At 48.1% G+C, this 17293-nt stretch carries 21 protein-coding genes; 10 read left to right on the forward strand and 11 right to left on the reverse strand.

Annotated features, from left to right (window positions below; all coding sequences use genetic code 11):
* Positions 1 to 9 precede the first annotated feature (9 nt).
* On the forward strand, positions 10 to 1032 hold the full coding sequence (locus tag K6T23_RS08360; RefSeq protein ID WP_056537890.1) for a LacI family DNA-binding transcriptional regulator: 1023 nt from the start codon (positions 10 to 12) through the stop codon (positions 1030 to 1032).
* 54 nt (positions 1033 to 1086) lie between these two features.
* On the opposite strand, the gene K6T23_RS08365 is transcribed toward K6T23_RS08360, so the two are convergent.
* The 5 genes from K6T23_RS08365 to K6T23_RS08385 all read right to left on the reverse strand — a co-directional run bounded on the left by K6T23_RS08365 (position 1087) and on the right by K6T23_RS08385 (position 5146).
* The gene (locus K6T23_RS08365) at positions 1087 to 1950 is read right to left on the reverse strand and encodes an SDR family oxidoreductase (RefSeq protein ID WP_218245726.1); all 864 of its coding nucleotides are present in this window, start codon (positions 1948 to 1950) and stop codon (positions 1087 to 1089) included.
* A 103-nt stretch (positions 1951 to 2053) separates the two neighbouring features.
* Positions 2054 to 3400, reverse strand: coding sequence for a CoA-disulfide reductase (locus K6T23_RS08370; protein WP_238284147.1), 1347 nt, complete (start codon positions 3398 to 3400; stop codon positions 2054 to 2056).
* Positions 3401 to 3472: 72 nt separating this feature from the next.
* A complete protein-coding gene (locus tag K6T23_RS08375) occupies positions 3473 to 3964 on the reverse strand; it encodes a YajQ family cyclic di-GMP-binding protein (protein ID WP_238284148.1) in 492 nt (163 codons plus the stop codon).
* A 148-nt stretch (positions 3965 to 4112) separates the two neighbouring features.
* Complete coding sequence (locus K6T23_RS08380) at positions 4113 to 4244, reverse strand: DUF3941 domain-containing protein (protein ID WP_142245899.1); 132 nt, start codon at positions 4242 to 4244, stop codon at positions 4113 to 4115.
* Positions 4245 to 4297: 53 nt separating this feature from the next.
* Entirely contained in the window at positions 4298 to 5146 is an 849-nt protein-coding gene (locus K6T23_RS08385) for a DegV family protein (RefSeq protein ID WP_056537880.1), read from the reverse strand.
* Positions 5147 to 5321: 175 nt separating this feature from the next.
* Here K6T23_RS08385 and K6T23_RS08390 point away from each other — a divergent pair, with 175 nt between their 5' ends.
* Positions 5322 to 6167 carry a YitT family protein gene (locus K6T23_RS08390; protein WP_056538648.1) on the forward strand — a complete coding sequence of 282 codons (846 nt, stop codon included), beginning with the start codon at positions 5322 to 5324 and terminating at the stop codon, positions 6165 to 6167.
* 41 nt (positions 6168 to 6208) lie between these two features.
* On the opposite strand, the gene K6T23_RS08395 is transcribed toward K6T23_RS08390, so the two are convergent.
* The 3 genes from K6T23_RS08395 to K6T23_RS08405 form a co-directional block, all read right to left on the reverse strand.
* Complete coding sequence (locus K6T23_RS08395; RefSeq protein ID WP_238284149.1) at positions 6209 to 6388, reverse strand: DUF3813 domain-containing protein; 180 nt, start codon at positions 6386 to 6388, stop codon at positions 6209 to 6211.
* A 1-nt stretch (position 6389) separates the two neighbouring features.
* Positions 6390 to 6533 (reverse strand): hypothetical protein, encoded by a 144-nt coding sequence (locus K6T23_RS08400; protein WP_162838955.1) that lies wholly within the window; start codon positions 6531 to 6533, stop codon positions 6390 to 6392.
* A gap of 105 nt (positions 6534 to 6638) precedes the next feature.
* On the reverse strand, positions 6639 to 7448 hold the full coding sequence (locus K6T23_RS08405) for a Cof-type HAD-IIB family hydrolase (RefSeq protein WP_056537877.1): 810 nt from the start codon (positions 7446 to 7448) through the stop codon (positions 6639 to 6641).
* A 157-nt stretch (positions 7449 to 7605) separates the two neighbouring features.
* Here K6T23_RS08405 and K6T23_RS08410 point away from each other — a divergent pair, with 157 nt between their 5' ends.
* Both K6T23_RS08410 and K6T23_RS08415 read left to right on the forward strand, forming a co-directional pair.
* Positions 7606 to 8379: an alpha/beta fold hydrolase gene (locus tag K6T23_RS08410; protein WP_056537874.1), complete on the forward strand. Its 774-nt coding sequence runs from the start codon at positions 7606 to 7608 to the stop codon at positions 8377 to 8379.
* Between the two features lie 66 nt (positions 8380 to 8445).
* Complete coding sequence (locus K6T23_RS08415) at positions 8446 to 8754, forward strand: metal-sulfur cluster assembly factor (protein ID WP_053427558.1); 309 nt, start codon at positions 8446 to 8448, stop codon at positions 8752 to 8754.
* A gap of 41 nt (positions 8755 to 8795) precedes the next feature.
* Here the strand turns inward: K6T23_RS08415 and K6T23_RS08420 are convergent, their stop codons facing one another.
* Complete coding sequence (locus K6T23_RS08420) at positions 8796 to 9473, reverse strand: Crp/Fnr family transcriptional regulator (protein WP_238284150.1); 678 nt, start codon at positions 9471 to 9473, stop codon at positions 8796 to 8798.
* A 50-nt stretch (positions 9474 to 9523) separates the two neighbouring features.
* Positions 9524 to 10342 (reverse strand): undecaprenyl-diphosphate phosphatase, encoded by an 819-nt coding sequence (locus tag K6T23_RS08425; protein WP_238284151.1) that lies wholly within the window; start codon positions 10340 to 10342, stop codon positions 9524 to 9526.
* 175 nt (positions 10343 to 10517) lie between these two features.
* Here K6T23_RS08425 and K6T23_RS08430 point away from each other — a divergent pair, with 175 nt between their 5' ends.
* On the forward strand, positions 10518 to 10697 hold the full coding sequence (locus K6T23_RS08430; protein ID WP_048004339.1) for a YjzC family protein: 180 nt from the start codon (positions 10518 to 10520) through the stop codon (positions 10695 to 10697).
* Between the two features lie 122 nt (positions 10698 to 10819).
* Positions 10820 to 13405, forward strand: coding sequence for an ATP-dependent chaperone ClpB (gene clpB, locus K6T23_RS08435; protein ID WP_238284152.1), 2586 nt, complete (start codon positions 10820 to 10822; stop codon positions 13403 to 13405).
* Positions 13406 to 14069: 664 nt separating this feature from the next.
* On the opposite strand, the gene K6T23_RS08440 is transcribed toward clpB, so the two are convergent.
* On the reverse strand, positions 14070 to 14252 hold the full coding sequence (locus K6T23_RS08440; protein ID WP_053427553.1) for a DUF2929 family protein: 183 nt from the start codon (positions 14250 to 14252) through the stop codon (positions 14070 to 14072).
* A 225-nt stretch (positions 14253 to 14477) separates the two neighbouring features.
* Between K6T23_RS08440 and K6T23_RS08445 the strand changes: the two genes are divergently transcribed.
* The 4 genes from K6T23_RS08445 (at position 14478) to K6T23_RS08460 (ending at position 17158) form a co-directional block, all read left to right on the forward strand.
* A complete protein-coding gene (locus K6T23_RS08445; RefSeq protein ID WP_056537861.1) occupies positions 14478 to 15218 on the forward strand; it encodes a hypothetical protein in 741 nt (246 codons plus the stop codon).
* Positions 15219 to 15227: 9 nt separating this feature from the next.
* Positions 15228 to 15950 (forward strand): hypothetical protein, encoded by a 723-nt coding sequence (locus K6T23_RS08450; protein ID WP_238284153.1) that lies wholly within the window; start codon positions 15228 to 15230, stop codon positions 15948 to 15950.
* Positions 15951 to 16013: 63 nt separating this feature from the next.
* A complete protein-coding gene (locus tag K6T23_RS08455) occupies positions 16014 to 16979 on the forward strand; it encodes a BMP family ABC transporter substrate-binding protein (RefSeq protein ID WP_273546614.1) in 966 nt (321 codons plus the stop codon).
* Positions 16976 to 17158 (forward strand): ComZ family protein, encoded by a 183-nt coding sequence (locus K6T23_RS08460; RefSeq protein WP_079515816.1) that lies wholly within the window; start codon positions 16976 to 16978, stop codon positions 17156 to 17158. The genes K6T23_RS08455 and K6T23_RS08460 overlap by 4 nt, the downstream gene beginning before the upstream one ends.
* The last annotated feature ends 135 nt before the right edge of the window (positions 17159 to 17293 follow it).

Here is a 17293-nt window from a genome sequence, read left to right on the forward strand (position 1 = left end):
GTGGAATACATGGCGATTACCATAAAGGATGTGGCAAGGCTTGCGGACGTTGCTCCTTCGACGGTTTCCCGCGTCATTGCCAATAATCCAAGAATCAGTGAGAAGACGAAGAAGAAGGTGAGGGAAGCCATGACCGAGCTCGGATATCACCCTAACTTCATCGCCAGAAGCCTCGCCAATCAATCGACACAGGTCCTGGGTCTGGTCATGCCCGGGTCCACGAGCACATTTTCACAGAATCCATTTTTCCCAACCGTGTTGAGGGGCCTTAGTGAAGGCGCCCATAAAGAACAATATGCGCTGCAAATGTCCACTGGCCAGACCGAGGAGGAAATCTATGAGGGCATCGTCCAGATGGTCCAGGGGGGAAGGGTGGACGGGATCGTCCTTCTATACTCCAGGGTGGAAGACCGGGTGATGAACTACCTGAGAGAAAGGGATTTTCCCTTTGTGATGATCGGGAAGCCATACAAGTATGCCGAAGAAATCACCCATGTGGACAATGACAATTTCCGGGCGACAAAAGAGGTGACCGAGCATCTGTTGAATCTCGGGCATACGTGCATCGGATTCATCGGTGGAGATCTGAACCTGGTAGTGACGGTCGAACGATTATTAGGCTATGAAAAAGCGCTGGGTGAGGCCGGACTTGAGCTTCATGATGACTACATCATCCATGAGGAGTTCCTCCGGGAAGGCGGCCGGGAAGCCATCAATGAGCTGATGCAGCTCGATGAACCTCCGACGGCCCTGGTGGTGGCAGATGATCTGATGGCTCTGGGGGTACTCAATACCCTGGACGAGATGGGGATCACGGTGCCGGATGATATCTCCATCGTCAGCTTCAATAACGTCCTGCTGGCGGAAATGTCCCGTCCACCCCTGACCTCGGTTGATATCAACATCTTCAAACTTGGGAATGAAGCAGCGAAGAACCTGATCCAGAAAATCAAAGATCCTCTCGAGCCGGTCAAGCGGATCATCGTTCCCCATTGCATAGTGGAGCGGCAATCGTGCACGCGTAAGAGGTAAAGATATGCAAGCAAAAAGGCATTCCAATCGGAATGCCTTTTTGCGTTGGTTGCGTCACCCGTTCACGATCATGCCGCCATTGACATGGATCATCTGACCTGAAACGTATGTGGAGTCTGTACTCGCTAGGTATACGTATGCAGGTGCAAGCTCGAATGGTTGTCCCGCTCTTGCCATCGGTGTATTGCCGCCGAACTGTGAAACCTTCTCCGAGGTGAAGGTGGAAGGGATGAGCGGCGTCCAGATCGGCCCCGGAGCCACTCCATTCACCCTGATGCCCTTGGAAGCGATATTGTCGGCAAGGGAGCGGGTGAAACTGACAATGGCCCCCTTGGTGGCCGAATAATCAATCAGGTCTTTACTGCCTTTATACGCGGTGATGGATGCCGTATTGATGATGGAAGCTCCCTCTTTCAAGTGGGGAAGGGCAGCACGGGTCACATAGAACATGGAGAAGATATTGGTCCTGAACGTGCGCTCCAGCTGTTCATCATCGATCTCTTCAAGACCCGCTTGCGGATGCTGCTCGGCTGCATTGTTCACGAGAACGTCCAGTTTGCCGAAGCGGGAGATCGTCTTTTCCACAAGCTCTTTGCAGAAATGGGAATCCCCGATATCACCCGGGAGGAGCTCACAGCTGACCCCTTCCGCTTCAACGAGCTCTTTCGTTTTCTGTGCATCTTCATGTTCATCAAGATAGGAAATGACCACATCTGCTCCTTCACGGGCGAAATACCACGCAACAGAACGTCCGATTCCGCTGTCTCCTCCCGTTATAAGGGCTACTTTCCCGTCCAGTTTGCCGCTGCCTTTGTAATTTTGATCGGTATGAATCGGCTGGGGGTTCATTTCATCGATTGTACCGGGCTGGTGATCCTGGTGCTGAGGGGGGAACTGCTGTTTATTTTGTTGGGTCAATGCAAACACTCCTTTTTAGTATTTCGTCATATGGAATAGTGTTTACCCAACGTTTGGAAATGATAACGTCATCTTTGCAGATTTTTGATCATTAAGACTCTGGTCAATCCATTTCGGCTTCAGCCTTATATCCGACCATGTTCAACAGTCCTTTCGGAGAAGAGAATGGTGGGGCATAGCACGTTTCGATTTCCTGAAGTCCAGTGATCGTAATCCCCCCATAAATGGCGGTAGCAAGGATGTCGATTTGTTTATCGACTTTTTCTTCGCCGATGACGCTCCCTCCATAGATCTTTCCGCTGGAGGGATCGAAGTGGACTCGTACGTATACATCCTTTGCCCCAGGGTAGTAGGCGGCATGGGATTTCCCTTTATGGACAATGGTCTTGAACCGATAGCCCTTCTTGTTCAGTTCTTTTTCCCCGAGACCTGTGGAAGCGACGTGGAGATCGAAAACTTTTGCTATGGCCGTGCCGAGCATTCCGTGGAATGGTACGGGGTCTCCTGTGATATGTCTGGCGATAACATAAGCCTGACGATGAGCGGGCCATGCGAGGGGCACCTGCTTTGGGGCGTGATCAATGAAGTCAATGGACTCCACGGCGTCCCCGACACAATAGATGGAAGGGTCATCCGTCTGCATGAACTCATTCGCCTTGATACCCCCCGAATCCCCGAGAGAAAGTCCCGCCTGTTCTGCAAGGACGTTGTTCGGTTTGATCCCCACAGCAAGAAGTATGCAGTCAGCCTGGATCATCTTTCCGCTGTCGAGCTTAAGCTGATCAGGTCCCGAGACTTCACTTAAGCCATCGTCAAGAAAAACATCAACCCCATTGTCGTTGAGATGCTTCTGGACGATTTCAGCTGCTTCAGGGTCAATGATATGGATGAGCTGCGAAGAGCGCTCCACTACCGATACACTCATGCCGAGTCCCGTAAGGTTTTCCGCCATCTCCACCCCGATGTAGCCTCCGCCTATGATGGCACAGGATGTGGGCTTTTCTGTTACAAGATGCTGCTTCATCCGGTCCATGTCTGCGACGGTCCGCAGATGGAAGGCGGGAATCTGCTTCAGTCCCGGAATATCGGGGAGGATGGAGGAGGCACCAGTGGCAAGAACCAGTACGTCATAAGTCTCTTCATAATCCTCATTGGTGGTATGATTGCGAATATGTAAGGTCTTTTGTTCACTGTCGATCGTTAATGCCTCATGCTTCATCCTGACGTCCAGCCCTTTTTTTGTTTGAAGGGATTCAGGAGTGGCGGCGAACAGGCTTTCACGATCCTTGATCACATCCCCGAGATAATAGGGCATCCCGCAGGCGCCGTATGAGAGGTGATCGGTTCTTTCAAGGACGATGATTTCCATTGTTTCATCAAGCTTCCTGAGCTGGGATGCCGTGGTGGCCCCGCCACCGACCGCTCCGATGATTATCACTTTTTTAGTCATGTTCTGCCTCCTAAAAATAAAAAGTCCGATGGGTTTATGATACCCATCGGATAGATAGAAGAAACAGAAGGATCAGCGGAAGTTCACAAACTGGACGTCGATGGAGAGGTCGGCTCCCCTGACAGCTGCCATGATTTGCTGAAGGTCATCTTTGCTTTTTCCCGTAACCCGGACCTGGTCGTCCTGTACCTGGCTTTTGACTTTCACACCCGACTGTTTGATTAGGAGATTGATTTTTTTCGCATTTTCTTTATCGATTCCCTGTACAAGCTTGGCGCGTTGGCGCACGGTACCGCCGGAAGCTCCTTCAAGCTTACTATAGTCCAGATTCTTGACAGGCACATTGCGCTTGATCAGCTTTCCAAGAAGGACATCCTTCAGCTGGTTCATCTTGAACTCATCATCCGAAATCAGGACGAGCTCTTCACCATCAAGTGAGACATCGCTTTTGCTCCCTTTGAAATCATAGCGGGTCTTAACTTCCTTCAGTGCAATTTGAATCGCGTTGCTAACTTCAGACATATCAACCTGTGAAACGATATCAAATGAATTCTCTTTTGCCATATGTAAATCCCTCCGTATATGCATGATTCTTTTTCACTTATTAAAATACCACCTGCAGAGGTATAAAGTACAGGATATTCCCTTTATGGAATGGATTTCTTAGGTTTTAAGCAACAAAAAAGCCGCCATAGGAAATGGCGGCAGCTAATCAAAGATGATCCGTTTTTTTGGAGAATTGATGTTTACCCGCTTCACTGTTTTTTTCTTTCAGCTTGTTCTTTTTCTGTAGCAGGGCATTATTGTCCCTGGCTTTCTTCTCGTTATCTGATGTATGTGACATGATAGACCCTCCTTTTCCTTTAGTATGGGCAGGAGTGGGTGGAATATGTCTGTTCAGTTCAAGAAATAGATGGCGAGGGTGCCGGTCCCTGTATGAGAACCTACGGCACATCCAATAATATTGATGGTAACATCCTTAGGAGAGAAACGCTCCTCGATCATCGCCTTCATCTCGAGGGCAAGCTCCTCATCATCACCATGGGAAATGCCGATGGTCTGTTGGGAAAGGTTGTTTCCGCGTTCTTCCATCAGATCGAGAATGCGCTTGAGGAGCTTCTTCTTACCGCGATGTTTTTCCAGTGGCACAAGTTTCCCGTCTTCCACATGAAGAAGGGGCTTGATGTTCAACAACCCTCCTAGAAATGCAGATGCTTTGGAGACGCGGCCGCCCTTGGCGAGGTATTCCAGGTCTTCGACGGTGAACAGATGCTCCATATGCTCCACATGGTAGCGTGCCGTTTCCACGATTTCATCCTTTGTACCGCCGGCGTGGAGCACCTCTGCGGTTTTGATCACCGATAGTCCGTACCCAAGGGAGGCACCCCTGGAATCAATGATGGTCAAATCAAGATCAGGATACTCTTCCTTCACCTGGTCCCTGATCATCACCGCTGTCTGATAGGTTCCGGACAGCTGGGAGGAGAAGGCGATGTAGACACCTGGATCACCGGATTTGGCAAGCTCCGTGAACGTCCTCAGGAACACATCGGGCGAAACTTGGGAGGTCTTCGGAACATGACCTTCGCGGATTTTATCAAAAACTTCCTTTGGTTGGATCGTGACAAGATCTTCGTAATCATGTCCGTCGATATGTACCTGCAGGGGAAGCAGTTCTATGTTGGGTTGGTCGAAGAAAGTTACCGGCAGGTCGCTGGCACTATCAGCAAAAAGTTTAACGTTCATATCTATCACCTTTTTTCGTTATATAGGTTTAGTCTAGCTATTTTTCAGTAAAAGCACAATCGATAGTTATTCAAATTCTTGTACATAAGGATCATGTGCAAGGGGTTTAGCTGTGATATAGTGTGGAACATAAGGAACAACTACACTTGCCAAAGGAGTTCGATTCATGAAAAAAATGCACGTTACCCTGGAAGCGAAGAAGTTTCTTGTTGTATTGGTGGGGGCGGTCCTCGGGGCTGTTGCCATGAACTTCTTCCTGATTCCTGCTAATGTATATGCAAGTGGATTCACGGGTATGGCTCAGTTATTATCCAGCCTCTTGAAAGAATTCACACCTTTTCACCTGTCTACAGGTATTTTATTATTCATACTGAACATACCCGTCACCATCTTGGGATGGATGAAGGTGGGTCGGTCATTCACGATTTACAGCTTCGTCTCGGTTTTCCTTACTTCATTCTTCCTTGAAGTCATCCCCGTGGTGGAGCTTTCACCCGATATCCTCCTCAACGCTGTATTTGGAGGCGTCATTGCTGCAGTCGGAGTCGGTCTTACCCTGAAGTATGGTGCCTCGACCGGAGGGATGGATATCATCGCCATGATCCTTTCGCGGTTGAAGGACAGACCGGTCGGAACCTACTTCTTCATCATGAATTCAATCATCATCATTTCAGCGGGCTTCCTGTATGGGTGGGAAAAATCCCTTTATACGCTCGTGACCCTTTATGTAACAACCAGGGTCATCGACGCCATCCATACGCGTCATGAAAAGCTTACCGCCATGATCGTCACGAAAAGGACGCAGGAACTGAAAGATGCCATCCATGCGAAGCTGGTGAGAGGGATTACGACGGTGCCGGCCAAAGGGGCTTTCTCAGGGGAAGATAAAGAAATGCTCATCATCGTCATCTCCAGATATGAACTGTATGAACTGGAGCACACCATCAAGGAAGTCGATCCCCAGGCATTCACGAATATCGTCCAAACGACAGGTGTATTCGGATTTTTCAGGAAAGACTAAACAAAGGGCAGCCGTTTTATCGGCTGCCCTTTTGCATGTTCTTACGATAGGCGGTTCAACTCATCCTGCATGGAGTGAAGCTGCTTTCTCTCCTCGTTATTCGAGTTTGCAAATGCAGAGGAAAGGGCATTTTTCGCTTTCTGTATCGTCTGTGGATCCGATTGTGAGCCACAGGCTTCCTCAACTGCGGTCCGGGCCTGTCGGAAAAGTGGATTTGCCATGTTACAGACCTCCGTCGTAAGGAGTATTGGAAAGCTTCCTTGCTTCTGCCTCGGCATAAGTCAAATGGTATGGAATGCGTTCATCATGTTTCGAGACCGCATTTTTCCCTTGCTGTACAAAACGCTTGGACTTGTTCCTTCCCATCCTAACCACCCCTTATCGAAGTTGGAGCGCCACGTGGACGCTCCTGATTAGTATGGCTGAAATCCATTGAAATACGTTAGCAAGTATTACCCTCCATTGCCAGAATTACAATTCAAGATGCCTTTGAAGGAATCTGCCAATCCCGTCATCTTCATTACTTTCCGTAATATGATTGGCAAGATCTTTTAGTGGATCGATGGCGTTCCCCATGGCTACACCCGTTCCGGCATATTGGATCATTTCAAGATCATTATCCTCATCACCGAAAGCAATGATGCGGTCCTGTGGAATTTGAAGGCTCGCGGCCACTTTTTCGATGCCGACGGCTTTATTCAAGCCGGTTTTGACGATTTCGATGATGTGCCAAGGAGCAGCCCAGCGGCGATGATCGATCAGTTCTGCATGGACGTCGTCGAGGTGGGAACGGATCTCCGGAACATCATGTTCATCAGCATGGATCAGCATGGAAGTGGGGTGATCTTTCAATACTTGACGTATATCTCCGGTAGAGATGGACGGATTCCCCATCATGAATACATCGATGATCTTTTCATCATGATAGTGAAGGTACACATCATCCTTCACTTCCGCCACGATATTCTGGAATTTGAAACCGTGACAGGCATCAATGATTTGTTTGGCTGTCTCAAGGTCCATCGGTTCATGATGGACTCCCCAGGAAGGGTCACCCGGGTGATGGACGAATGCCCCGTTGAAGTTGACGATCGGCGTATTGAGCCCCATCTGCTTATAGTAAAGTTCACTCGCACGGAATGGTCTGCCTGTTGCAATCATGACCTCATGCCCATTTTTCCTGGCTTTATTGAGGGTATCCAACGTACGGACGGATATTTTCTTTTCATCTGTAAGCAAGGTTCCGTCCAGGTCAAGGACGATAAGATGTTTATCTTTCATGTTCACTAATCCCCCATTTATATGTTTTCTAGTTGTAGTGTACGCATAAGGCCGAACGATTGTCCACTGAAGGTGGATGTGAAGGCCAAATAATATACATGCCCCTTCCACTAGGATATCATAGGAAGGAAGCTATACCTGGAAGGAGCGGACGATCGTGATTATCGTAGAGAATAATACCATTGAAGAAATCCCCTTTCTTCATCTGGTGAAAGAAGAATACCGCAATGAAGCGCTGCCGACGTGTTTTTTCGTCCACGGATTCACGAGTGCGAAGGAGCATAATCTGCACTATGCATATTACTTAGCCGAGAAAGGCTTCAGAGTGATCCTGCCTGATTGTCTTGAGCACGGGGAGCGGGGGACAGGTAAGACCGAATATGAGCTGGGCAAACGCTTCTGGAACATCGTCATCCATACCATCAAGGAGTTGGATATCCTCAAGGAGACTTTCGCCCGGGATGGCCTGATTGATGAGGAAAGAATCGGTCTAGCGGGTACGAGCATGGGCGGAATCGTGACCCTTGGTGCCCTGACCCAATATGAATGGATCAACAGTGCGGTATCCCTCATGGGAAACCCATCTTATGTGAAGCTAGCACAGGCTCAGCTTGGCCAGCTTGAAAAAATGGGCTATGAGAATCCTTTCACAGAGGGGCAGGTCGAAGAAATCTTGTCCGAGCTCTCACGGTTCGATCTCAGTCTGCAACCGGAAAAGCTGAACGGACGTCCCCTTATGTTCTGGCATGGTAAAAATGACAAAGTCGTACCTTTCCAGCTTACATACGAAGCGTATACGGAACTTCTTCCTTTCTATGAAGGACGCGAGGATCAACTGGTCTTCCTTGAAGATAAGAAGGCTGATCACAAAGTGAGCCGAGACGGTGTCTTGAAGCTCGTGGACTGGTTCGTCGATCATCTGATGGCGTAACCTTTTGTCATATGGGACAGAATTTGTTAAGATGGGTTAAGAATACGGACAGATAGGAGTGATCGTGTGGATCAAGATCTGAAAGATAATATGATGGGCGCCCTTGAACAAGTGGTAGACCCTGAACTCGGAATAGACATCGTGAATCTGGGATTGGTATACGACGTGGAATTGAATGAAGAAGGAACAGCCACCGTTACGATGACGCTGACTTCCATGGGATGCCCCCTCGCCGGGACCATCGTGGATCAGGTGAAAACAGCGCTTCGTGATATCCCTGAAGTAAAAGATACTGAAGTCGACATCGTATGGAATCCGCCTTGGAGCAAGGACAATATGTCACGCTATGCCAAGATTGCATTAGGAATCCGTTAATCGTTCCATAAGAAAAGGGCCTGCACATAGCAGGCCCTTTTCTAATTGATTTGACAAACGCATAGGGGGCATTGATCGCAATCGATCGTTTCTTTCAGTCGATTCAGTTTATGAATGGTGATGAAGCCTTTGTTCATGGAAATCACCCCTTCTTCCTTGAGGTCGTGCAGCATCCGGTTCACCATTTCCCTGGAGGCACCACAGAAATCGGCCAGGTCCTGATTGGTGAGGCAGATTCCGATGAGGATCCCGCCCACTTGGTGTTCACCGTACGTATTGGTCAAACGGATCAAGGTTGAATAAAGGGCGCCCTTCTTGCCATGAAGAAGAAGATCCCGGAACCTCGATTGGTCTTTCCTCTGTTGCAACTGAAACCATTTGATCCAATCCCGGTTCCTCCCACGATCGTCCAAAAGGGATGCCTCGAAGTCGGTGATAGGAATCGAGAGGAGGGAACAGCGATCCATCGCCCTAGCACTGACCGAATAGGAAGAATCCCCGCAAAGCAATTCTCCCACCACATCACCGGCTCCGACAATTCGAAGGGCCAGTTCACGTCCACCAGGTGTGGACCTCGTTACTTTGATATGCCCTTCCTTGATGAAGAACAAGTGGCTTGGAACTTTTCCTTCAAGAAACAGGTAGCTTCCTTTGGGAACATCATATGGGTGACCATCCAGCATGAACATCTCTTTGATCGATCCAGGAACATGTCCCACAGCCTCACACCATTTCGTTTAGATAGGTAAAGGATATTCCTTTCCGTGAATTATAGAAGAGAAAATAGTGCCACACCACCGCCGACAACAAAGCAGTAGATGGCGAACCCTTTCAGGTTGCCCCTTGCCATGATCCCCATGAACCATCTTAATGCATAGTAGGATGCAATGAGGGAGGCCAGGAACGCAACGGTATATGGTACAGCCAGTTCCCCTAAGTTAGGGTCGTTGATCAGGTCTTTGATGCCGAGTAGCATGACACCGAACGAAACAGGTATGTATAAAAGGAAAGAAAATCGAAGGGCCGTTTCGGGTTTCATTCCCCGTCCCATGGCAGCGACGATCGTGGCACCTGAACGACTGATACCCGGTATCAGGGCAACTGCCTGTGCGAGTCCCACGATGATGGCATCCTTCAAATTAAGGTCCCCGTCATTCTTCCGCCCGCGCAGATTACGGATCAGCCATAGGGCAATACCAGTAATGATCAAGGTGATTCCCACTGTGATAATACGATCAGAAATGAGCGCCTCGATATCATCACCGAACAGGACACCGATGACGCCTGCAGGAATCGTCCCGACGATCAAGAAAAGGATGAATTTGAAATCACGGGTATTTTCCGGGGACTTCGTCTTGAAGTAACCTAGTCCGTTAGAAATCAGCCTGTAGATATCTTGACGGTAAATGATAAGTACTGCCACCAAGGAAGCCGTGTTCACAAGAATTTCAAACGTTAAAGAAGTGGTCTTGATATTAAAAAAATGCTGGACAATTTGAAGATGTCCACTGGATGAGATCGGGATCGGTTCGGTCAGACCTTGAATGAGCCCGAGTACCAGGTATTTCAGTATTAATATAAAATCCATTTTGTTTCCTCCAAGTAAAAAAATTCACACTTATTCATTTAACACCATTCAGCAAAAGACTGTAAAGGGAATATCCAGATTCGAAAAGAGATTGACATATTTCTGACAGGTATGAATGGCCCCTGTATGTCGAAAAATAGTAGCGAAGCACATGCTTCATAAAGGAGGGGTCACTATGGGACAGCGCAGACACTTCAAGGGTGGAGAAAAAGCACCCAATAATGGGATATACATCGAAATCGGTGAAACCGGGAGTACCGTCAATCACCCGAAGCAGGCTAAATTGAAGGCCGGGGATCGTTTCCCTGAGACGACAAATGACGATCGCCACTGGACATATGCCAGGAAGCCGTGATGACAAGGGATGGGGCATCTGCTCCATCCTTTTTTCTGCCGTTACGGGCTTTTATTTTCCAACAGGGAAGGAACAAGCTATAATAAAGAAAAGGTCAAGAATGGTCAAGGAGGAGTGAGTGCATGAATTTTGATCAATTCACCGTTTCCATCCAGGAGGGGCTCGTGGCGGCAGGAGAACTGGCAAAGGAGAAAAAGCATACCGACATCCTGTTGATCCATCTGTGGGATCGTCTGCTTGAAGGGCCGGACAGCTTTTTGGCTTCCCTCTATGCCCGGATGGATGTCGATATTTCAGAGCTGCAGGAGTTTATACAGTCAAGGATTGAGCAGGTCCCGGAGGTACAGGGGGAGAATATTCCTTATGGACAATACTTCGCTGCTGATATTCGTCGTCTCCTTGAAGATGCCAAACAGCTTATGGAAAAATGGGATGATGAGTACATATCCACAGAACATCTTGCTGTAGGGATTTACCGTCAGCAAGACCATCCCATAACGCGTTACTTCCTTTCAAAAGGGATTGAGCAACAATCGATTCAAAATCAGGTGGAAACCATCAGGGGAGGGGACAAAGTGACAGATCAACATGCTGAGATGAAATATGAAGCCCTTAAGAAGTATGGAAGGGACCTCGTGGAAGAGGTGCGATCCGGAAAGCTTGATCCGGTTATCGGACGAGATGGAGAAATCCGTCATGTCATCCGGATCCTTTCAAGAAAAACCAAAAATAATCCCGTTCTGATTGGGGAACCGGGTGTAGGGAAGACGGCCATCGTAGAAGGCCTAGCTCAGCGGATCGTCCGAAAAGATGTTCCGGAGGGGTTGAAGGATAAGACCATCTTTGAATTGGACCTGAGCTCACTCGTAGCAGGGGCGAAGTTCAGGGGAGAATTCGAAGAGCGACTGAAGGCGGTACTGAAAGATGTGAAAAAAAGTGAGGGCAGGATCATCCTCTTCATCGATGAGCTGCATACGATTGTCGGTGCAGGCAAAACCGAGGGCGCAATGGATGCAGGAAATATCCTGAAACCGATGCTCGCCAGGGGAGAACTTCACTGTATCGGCGCGACGACGCTCAATGAACATCGTACGTATATTGAAAAAGATCCCGCCCTCGAACGACGCTTTCAGCAAGTGCTTGTAGAAGAACCGACCGTGGAAGATACGATCTCGATCCTACGTGGACTGAAGGATCGCTTTGAAATCCACCATGGTGTCAATATCCATGACCGGGCCATCGTAGCAGCTTCGACGCTATCTGACCGCTACATAACCGATCGTTTCCTGCCGGATAAGGCCATCGATCTTATTGATGAAGCATGTGCCATGATCCGAACCGAGATCGATTCGATGCCCACAGAGCTCGATGAAGTCACCAGGAAGGTGATGCAGCTCGAAATTGAAGAAGCGGCCCTGGTGAAAGAAAAGGATGCAGCTTCCTTGGGAAGGCTGGACTCCATCAGGGGGGACCTTGCCAGCCTGAAGGAAAAGTTGAATGGCATGAAGATGAAGTGGGAACAGGAAAAAGAAAGCATCGCCATCGTCCAGGAAAAACGTGAGGAGCTGGAAAAGCTGCGCCGGTCCCTCGAGGATGCGGAAAATCAATATGATTTGAACAAAGCAGCGGAACTCCGGCACGGAAAGATTCCAGAAGTCGAGAGAGAGCTTGCTGGTCTCGAAGCAAAAGCGCTGAAGGAAGAAGAAGGACGTTTGCTGAGGGAAGAAGTCACGGAAGAAGAAATTGCAGGAATTGTGGCCAGATGGACGGGAATCCCCGTAACGAAATTGGTGGAGGGTGAAAGGGAGAAGCTCCTGAAACTCGACAGCATCCTTCATGAACGGGTCATCGGCCAGGATGAGGCGGTCGGTCTGGTGGCAGATGCCGTCATCCGGGCAAGGGCAGGGATCAAGGATCCCAACCGTCCAATCGGATCATTCATCTTCCTAGGTCCCACAGGGGTAGGAAAGACCGAGCTTGCAAAAACTCTCGCCCAGACCCTGTTCGATAGTGAGGATCACATGATCCGTATCGATATGTCAGAGTACATGGAGAAACACGCGGTTTCAAGACTTGTGGGAGCTCCTCCCGGGTATGTGGGCTATGAAGAAGGAGGCCAGCTTACTGAAGCTATCCGACGTAAGCCATATTCTGTGATCCTACTTGACGAGATCGAAAAGGCCCATCCAGAAGTGTTTAATATCCTTCTGCAGATGCTTGATGATGGGAGGATCACCGATTCTGCCGGACGAACCGTGGACTGCAAGAACACGGTGATCATCATGACCTCCAATATCGGATCAACCCATCTTCTTGAACGCAATCACGGAGAAGAGGAGATCAATGAAGAAACGAAGGAATTGGTCATGGGTCAGCTGAGGTCTTCATTCCGACCGGAATTTCTGAACAGGGTGGATGATATCATCTTATTCAAACCCCTAAGCGTCAACAATATTAAAGGTATCATTGATAAGCTCTTTAAGGAGCTGCAAGAGAGGGTAGCTGAACAGGGTCTCTCACTGCAAATCACGGACGACGCCAAGTCCTTCATTGCTGAGTCGGCCTATGACCCCGTGTACGGGGCGCGTCCATTGAAACGTTTCTTGCAAAAAGAAATCGAAACAAAACTTGCCAGGGCCATTATAGCAGGCGAGGCCACTGGCGAAGTGATGGTTGAGAAAGGGGAGCGCGGTCTGACGATCAGGTAAGGATGGTTAAAAAAGTCCTATCAAATGATGAACAAGATCAATTCATGTTATTAATACCGCTAATGATTTCCGTGCAAGACTTCGCTTTCCGTGGGTAGCCCGTGAGCTTCCTCGGCATACCTGTGGGGTCTCACATTAGCTACTCTCCCACAGGAGTCTTCGTCTTGCACTCCAATCAACCGCTTAAAGCAAATTAAAAACCCGGATTCCTTTGCCTAGTGGTAGGCAAAGGAATCCGGGTTTTACTATGACTAAAACACTTATGTCTCATCTATTACTCATTCTGAGCGAGCATCATCTTTGTATGTAAGAACAATGAATTTATAGTCCGAACGATTACTGTCGGGAACTTCTTTAGAAGGTCGTGATTAATCGTATTTAATTTTTCTTCATTGATATGCTCTCACTCTTCCAAAGTGAGGGTCACGACTTGTTGATTGATTTTCGCTGGTTGGTTGGCTGCTGGCATTGGTCCCTCTCGGACGGTTATATTGCCTAGGTTCCTTCTGCTCGTCATTAGTATTACTTTTCCGTACACGAAATCTTAAAGCGAGGTAATTGCACCAACCGCTCAAGCGGAAAGAACGGAGAAATCTCCGGCGTTTTGAATAAAAAAAGCATGTAGCCGGTCGTCTGAAATTCAGACCCGGTCTACATGCTTTTTTTAATGATCTTCGACAGGTTCGTTAGGAAGGATCAATGTTACGATATAAGCAAGGATCGTGACAGCTACGGATAAGATCAATCCCTGCATGAAATCGAATTTTCCGCCACTCATGTTGGCTACAACATAAGTCAGCATCTCGGTCAGTGCAAATGCCCAAAAGAACATCCAGAAAAATTTCACGGTTACACCCCGTTTCTATATAATTGGCTGAAAAAGCCTATGTAAACATTCATAATCTCCTCTATACTACCACAGCTTCAGCTTTTAATAAATGGCGAAAATGTGAAATGTAAACCCTATCATTTTATTCTCTTCATCATGAATTCCTTCATTAATGGGCTAATCCCCTTTCCGATATAGGAACCTCGCATACACTATAGTACCTTGGAAAAAGGAGAATTTCAGATGTATCAACGATTGTTTCAAGTAGAGCAAGAGTGGTGCATGATTCATTATCCCGAACGACCGAACGGTTTTGCAGTGATGATCATCGGTGACTACGGCCAAGATGTAGATGAGAAAAGCAGTTTCTGGTCCCACCATGAATTCCGCAAGAAATGGGTCCGCGACATGACAGATAAAGGGTATATCGTTTTTTACAGCAATCTCTACGGAGCCAATTGGGGAAACAAAAGGGCAGTCCGCCTTGCTCATCGCCTCTATCAATATGTGAAAAGGACTGAGATCATCAATCCGCGTATTCATATCCTGATCGAAGGAATGGGCGGGCTTGTGCTGAAAAACCTGTATCCCCTGATGAAAGACGAGGTAAGGAGCATCGTCATGCTGTCTCCATGTGTGTCCCTTCGAAACCATCTTGAACAGGAGAAGGAGCAGAAGTTTTTCCACAAAAAGCTCATTCGGGAAATCAGACATGCTTTCAGCGTTACGGAAGATCAGTGGCCGGCATTCATTGAATCTTTAACAGAATCAAATGTGTTCCACACCCTCCCCATGCCACTTTACATTGTGCAACCTGCCAGTCTGAATCGTTATAAAAATCAAGTCTCACTCATACTAGATATATATAGGGACCGGTTGGAAAATGGTCTGATGGTCGATCTGTTTTATGTTCTTCCTGAGAAGCGGATGTCATTGGGAAGGAAATTCACATCTTATTTTGCGAAGCACGAGAGCGATCTTTAGCTGATGGGAGTGAAAGAAGTGAATCATGCATATGTGTTTCCGGCCCAGGGTTTTCTGGGCTTTCAATTATGTACGGCACTGTTGGAGGAAGGGTGGGAGGTGACGGCACTTGATTCCGGCAGGGAGATGGGTGACCATTGGATGGAAATCGGGCGTAATGCCAATCTTCACTGGACGTCTTTTTCGACTTGGGATCGTCTCGTTCCTTCGGGTAGTCATGTGTATCTACCCTATTATGATGCAGATGACCTTTTGACTGAAAAAGAAGGAGAAACCTTGATGGAACAGGCAGGATACACCATCAGGGTTTTCAGCCATTTTCAGGACCCTCCATCAGTTAATCCATCCGGAGCTGATATATACGTTCCCACTTTGATCGGTCTGCGACAGCCGGTGTCCTACCATTTTGCCAGACTTATAAGGGATGTCCGTGTGGATGAACAGGTCCAGGATGATCCGACTGGGGTGATCTATGTAAAGGATGCGGCCAGGAAGATCATCTCATGCACAGGGGAAAAGGCGGAACTTCATTTGAAGGGAGAGACGGCGTGGGCAGAAGCTTTGTCCCTCCTGACGGAAACTGAATATCCGAAATTGGAAGCACCGAAGAACATCAGGGGCAAAGAGATTTCCGTCATGGCTTCGAAGAGTTTAGAAAGCATATTCGATGAGCAATTAAAGGAAGCCGGGATAAAAAAAGGAAAAAATAGCTTCCCTTATTCGGACAGGTAAAGGTAAAATATACCCGTTGCAATTATTTTTACGAGTTCCGAAGAATCAAAGGAGTTGCTGTACTTGATCATGAGATTTTTTCACTTGTCGATGATCCTTTTGCTGCTGGGGGGCTGTACTGCCGGTAGCCGGTCAGGAGAGATGGACAATGCTGGCCTGCTGGTCCCGGAAACGATCGATGATGGCGTTTGGGGGACAAAAGGGTATCAAGGTCTTTTGGGCATCCAGAAAGAGTTCGATGTGAAGGTTTACTATAAAGAGGGAATGAATGGAGACACGTCGGTCCGGCATGCCCTGGATGAATTTGAAAAAGAGGACGTCAATCTTGTGTTCGGCCATGGGAATGAATACTCTTCCATATTCAATGAGGTGGCATCAGAGCATAAGAATATGCATCTGGTAAGCTTCAATGGGGACGCTACGGAGAAGAATACTACCAGCTTGACGTTCAAAGGGTACGCCATGGGGTTTTTCGGAGGAATGACTGCTGCTTCCCAGACAAATACGGATCGACTCGGCGTCATTGCAGCCTTTTCCTGGCAGCCGGAAGTCCAAGGGTTCATTGATGGAGCCAGATACCAAAATGGTAAAGCCGAGGTCCTGGTCGAATATACGGGCCACTGGGACCACTCGGAGGTTGCACTCGATAGGCTCGACGGGCTTCTCGATCAAGACGTGGACGTTGTATATCCAGCAGGGGACGGGTATAATGTGGCTGTAATTGAAAAACTCAAGGAATCAGGTCGCTATGCCATCGGGTATGTGAGCGACCAGTCAGACCTTGGGGAAACAACGGTGTTGACGAGTACGGTCCAGCATGCCGACAAGCTGTATGAACTGATTGCCGGGAAATATACTGCCGGTGAACTTGAGTCTGGTAATCTTGAATTCGATTTCCAGGACGGGGTCATCTCCATGGGAGAATTCAGCCCTGTCGTCCCTGCCGGATTCAAGACCGAGATGAACCAGCATATCAAAGCGTATGTCGATACCGGAAAACTACCCAACGGAAAGGAGCCGCCATTATGAATGAAGACAAAACGATGCAATTCTTGCAGATAGCGATGAAGTATCTTCCAGAAGCACAGGAACAGCTCGAAAAATCAGGAATCCAGCTTAGCCCGGAGATGATCGAACCCTTCCTGTCAATGTTCACCAACGTCATGAATGAAGCATATGAACTAGGTAAGCAAGACGCAACGAAGTAATGTACATAGAACAGTAGGGGGAAATACACCCTCTGTTCATCATAAAACCCAGGAGCAGTGACGTTCAGTCCCTCTTGGGTTTTTTCGTATGTGATGAAAAGTGGGTTACTCACTAGCCAGGTTCGAAGAGCAAGT

Source organism: Rossellomorea marisflavi (assembly GCF_022170785.1).
GTDB lineage: Bacteria > Bacillota > Bacilli > Bacillales > Bacillaceae_B > Rossellomorea > Rossellomorea marisflavi_B.